This window comes from Candidatus Aminicenantes bacterium, from assembly GCA_026393795.1.
Lineage (GTDB): Bacteria > Acidobacteriota > Aminicenantia > UBA2199 > UBA2199 > UBA2199.
In genome coordinates this window covers 1-1,757 of sequence record JAPKZL010000170.1, presented here as the reverse complement: position 1 = coordinate 1,757, position 1,757 = coordinate 1, and the positions used below count along the sequence as shown (strand labels likewise).

General features: G+C 63.2%; 2 protein-coding genes. Both read right to left on the bottom strand.

What is annotated here, in order from left to right; all coding sequences use genetic code 11:
- The coding region (locus NTW95_08110) for a helix-turn-helix domain-containing protein (GenBank protein ID MCX6557374.1) at positions 1-297 on the bottom strand (297 nt) is incomplete at its 3' end.
- A gap of 203 nt (positions 298-500) precedes the next feature.
- A complete protein-coding gene (locus tag NTW95_08105; GenBank protein ID MCX6557373.1) occupies positions 501-1,670 on the bottom strand; it encodes an iron-containing alcohol dehydrogenase in 1,170 nt (389 codons plus the stop codon).
- Positions 1,671-1,757 lie beyond the last annotated feature (87 nt).

The following is a 1,757-nucleotide window of genomic DNA, read 5'->3' as shown; positions in this document are numbered from 1 at the left end:
GCCGGAGCGCAGGCCCTTATAGGCCAGGCTGAAGAACTTCGGGCTGATGCGGAAGGCCTTCTCTTCCTCTTCCAGGTAGCCGAAGGCGAGCATTGTCCTGCCAATGCGAAAGACGCTGTTCTTCGGCAGCCCCAGGGCCTTGGACATCTCGGTGACGTTTCGGGGGGATTGCTCTCCCGCCGGGTCCTCGAGGATCCGGATGGTCCTCTCGAGGCTGGGGATCAGGTACTTCTCTGCGGTGGCGGGAGCGGCGCGCCGCGGGGAGCGCGGCGCGCCGCCAGGGGTCCGGTGGGCCATCACGGAAGGCAGGATACTATATTCAATTGAATAGTCAACCGTGGCTTAGACATTTCATGTTGTTTGATTTCAGCCGCTGAATTATTTCCGCAAAATGGTTGCAATCCCAATTCTATTGATAATTCCCAAATTGCAGCGACGGTGCCCTCCAGCCCGAACGGGCCGACGCGCCATCGCTGCCGTCTCCTCTTCGATGCGCCGTCCTACCTGCAGAGCTCGAACATCTTGACGCAGGTGTCCAGGGTATACAGCTCGCCCAGGCCCCAGGCCTGGGCCGTCTTGAGGGCATCAGGCGCCAGCTTCGCGATGGCATCCGCCGGGATCCCCGCTTCGGCGAGGGTGGTGGGTGTCCCGATCTTCTTGAACCAGGCGACGATGGCGGCGACGCCGGCCTTGGCCGCGGCCATGTCGTCGGCCTCGCGGACGGCGAACACCTCGCGGGCAATGCCCGCCAGGCGTTTCGTCTTGGTGGTGAGGAAATAGCGCATGGTCGCGGGAATGGTCACCGACATGGCGGCGCCGTGGGGAGTGTCGTAGAAATTGCTCAGGGAGTGGCCGAGCACGTGGATGGTCGCGTCGGCGGGGCCGAGGCCGCAAGGATAGAAGCCGTTCCAGGCGTAGGAGGCGGTCCACATCATCTGGGCCCGGGCTTCCTTGTCCTTGGGATCCGCCAGGAGGCGGTCCATGCACTCCATGATCGTGCGGATCCCGCCCTGGCAGTAGTGATCCTGGACTGGGGCCCAGTCGAGGCCGTGGCCGAGATAGCTTTCCAACAGGTGGGAGACGATGTCGGCCGCGGAGTAGGCCGTCTGCTTCACCGGGATCGACCAGGTCAGCTCGGGGTCGAGGACCGCGTATTTGGGGCGCATGACCGGATTTGCGAAGCCGTCCTTCCGCTGGATCTTCTCATAGGACATGACGGAGGTGCCATTGAGCTCGGAACTGGTCGCCGGGATGGTGACCACGGCTATCACCGGCAGGGTGGTCGTGATGGGGGCCTTCCCGGTGGCGAAGTCCCAGGGATCGCCGGCGTAGCCGGCCGCAATGCCGATGAACTTGGCCTCGTCGATGGCGCTGCCGCCGCCGAGGGCGATGATCACGTCGGGCTTTTCCTTCCTGGCAAGGGCGATGACGCCCGCTGCATGCTCGACGGTCGGGTTGCTCTTTACCCCGAAGGCGCTCACCAGCGTGACGCCGGCTGCCTTGCAGCTCTCGGCCACCTTCTGGTAGAAGCCGACTTTCTTCACGAAGTCCTCGTCGTATGTCACGAGCAGGGCCTTTTTCCCGAAGGTCGCCGCGATCCCGCCGACCTTGGCCACGGCGCCCTCGCCGAATACCACCCTGGTCGTCATGTCGAATTCGAATGCATGCATGTTCGCCATCCTCCTTGCTGAAATACCGTCCTCAAACCATGGCCAGATTAACGGCTGCAATCACAGGCGTCAACAGTCCCGACTGGC

Bases quoted from the DNA above. Each gene is read 5' to 3' on its own strand.
- NTW95_08105 (MCX6557373.1), bottom strand. From the start codon at position 1,670: ATGCATGCATTCGAATTCGACATGACGACCAGGGTGGTATTCGGCGAG.